At 57.6% G+C, this 2,052-nt stretch carries 3 protein-coding genes; all 3 read left to right on the forward strand.

Annotated elements, in window-relative coordinates; all coding sequences use genetic code 11:
• Nucleotides 1–924 (forward strand): adenylate/guanylate cyclase domain-containing protein (locus ACH2EH_RS05645; RefSeq protein WP_395139759.1); only part of this gene is annotated, 924 nt, incomplete at its 5' end.
• Nucleotides 925–1,665, forward strand: coding sequence for a FecR domain-containing protein (locus ACH2EH_RS05650; RefSeq protein WP_395139761.1), 741 nt, complete (start codon nt 925–927; stop codon nt 1,663–1,665). It begins immediately after the preceding gene.
• Nucleotides 1,666–1,780: 115 nt separating this feature from the next.
• Nucleotides 1,781–2,052, forward strand: a 272-nt coding sequence (locus tag ACH2EH_RS05655; RefSeq protein ID WP_395139763.1) for a type II secretion system protein, incomplete at its 3' end; no start/stop codon positions are given.

The raw sequence follows: 2,052 nt of genomic DNA on the forward strand, positions 1-2,052 counted from the left end.
GAGATGACTGGTGTAGAGATTCTCGCGAACATCGTCACCATGGCTATCAGGAACAACGGCATTCGAACCGCGGAGGCGTGGAGTCTCTGGATCGGCTTGCTGCTAACCGTGGTCTTTCTCTGGCTGGTCTGGCGCTTCACGCTGGCTCCCGCACTCATCGCCCCGCTGGTTCTAGGAACCGGATGGGTTTTTCTGGCGCACGCTGCGTTTCTGCGGACAGGGGTCTGGTGGGAGAGCGCGACACCGCTGACAATGCTCGGGCTCGCGGCGGGACTGGCTACTCCCTACGAGATACTTCGGGCGCATCGTGCCTTCAAGACACAAGTCTCCGCGTCTGCCGCGCGGAGCGCAGTCACCGGGCGGGGGATGCAGCTAGGTACCCGTGAGGTCTACGTCACTGTGGTTTTCTGTGATATCCGTGGCTTCACTAGCTTCTGCGAGACACATAGCGCCGATGAGGTCGAAAAAATGCTCCTGAGCTATTTTGAGGCAGGCGATGGTGCCGCAAAGCGCTTCGGTTCTGAGCTAGATAAGTTCATGGGGGATGCGATCTTACTTTATTTCTTCGAATTTTCTAAGCAGGAGCCTGGAGCGGTTCGCGCCGTGCGCTGGGCCTGGGAGATGCAGCGTACAGGGGAGCAGATGGGTATCCAGATGGGTATCGGGATCGCCTCGGGGGTGGCGCGTGAGGGCTTTATCGGCACGGCGGGGCGGATGCAGCGTACCGTGATTGGCGATATCGTCAATCTTGCCTCACGCTTGCAAGACGCGACCAAGACTATGGAAACCCCGATTTTGCTAAGTGAAGGCAGTTTTTTACAGCTTACGGAAGCAATCGAGGCTGAACCCCTGGGTGAGATTACCGTCAGAGGAAAACAGATACCCGTGCAGGTTTTTCGGCCTGTACGTACTCAGGAGCTTTAAATGCAAAAAACGACGACGGCACGCATTGCGGATGCCTTTGGAAAAGTGGAAAAGAAGCTACCCGGACACGGTGCATTTCGTGCGCTTTCGGTGGGAGATCGTCTGCCCGCTGCGACAACCCTACGGACGGGGGCAGATGCTGCGCTTTTGGTCGAGCTACCCGATAGCCATGTGGTGCGAGTCGGAGCCAATACGACTGTGGTTCTCAGCCAGATTGGCGCGGATAAGCAGTTTGCGCTCAAAGTGCTGAGCGGGCAAGTCTGGGCACTGGTGAAAAAGGCCAATCACCCCACTAAGTTCACTGTAGAGACATCCAGTGGAGTGGCAGGGGTGACGGGCACTTTATTTGGAGTCGGGGTGGATGAGGAGACCAACGAAATGGTAGTGAGCACCGCCGAAGGTAGCGTCGAGGTACAGTCTTTCGATGAGGCAGGGCGCGCTCTGGAAGCTCCCGTCCCGGTGCGACAGGGCATGATGTTGCGCGCTGCTCGTAAGCGTGCGCTTCAGGCTGCCCACCCACAGGCTTTACAGCACAAGAATATGTGGCGTGCCCTCTACCGCGAGGGGGCTTGGGGGCAACAAAAGGCCACGGGCCCGCTTCGTCTGAACAAGGGGCGTGAGACAGAGCTGATGCACTCTCTTCGGATGCGAGCCCCTAAGCCAATAGGCAACCCACTGCGCTCCTTGCAGAATCTGAAGCGCCCTGCTGGCGGGGCGCTTCATCGTCCGGGGGGACGCTGAAAACCTGGTAATAATCAGACCTAATGGGAGACGTGAGAGAGCGCCATAATTAGAGAATGTATAGGGGAGAACACCAAACTCTCCTCTTCGATTCTGAAAGGATCACATTTAGACTATGAAATCTCTTCGTCGTGCGTTTACACTTGTGGAAATTATGATCGTCGTCCTGATCATCGGTATCCTGGTCGCGATCGCTGTCCCGAACTTTATCCGTGCTCGTGAGTCAGCCCGTGCCCGTGCCTGTGTGGGCAACCTGCGCCAGATTGACTCCGCCAAGGAGCAGTACGCGATGGACAACCGTCTTGCCCAGGGCGCTTCCGTCGCAGGCGGCACCCTGGCGACGCTCTGTGGAACGGGAACGACCACCTACATCAAGGGCAGTGTCCC

The organism is Armatimonas sp., from assembly GCF_043760365.1.
Classification (GTDB): domain Bacteria; phylum Armatimonadota; class Armatimonadia; order Armatimonadales; family Armatimonadaceae; genus Armatimonas.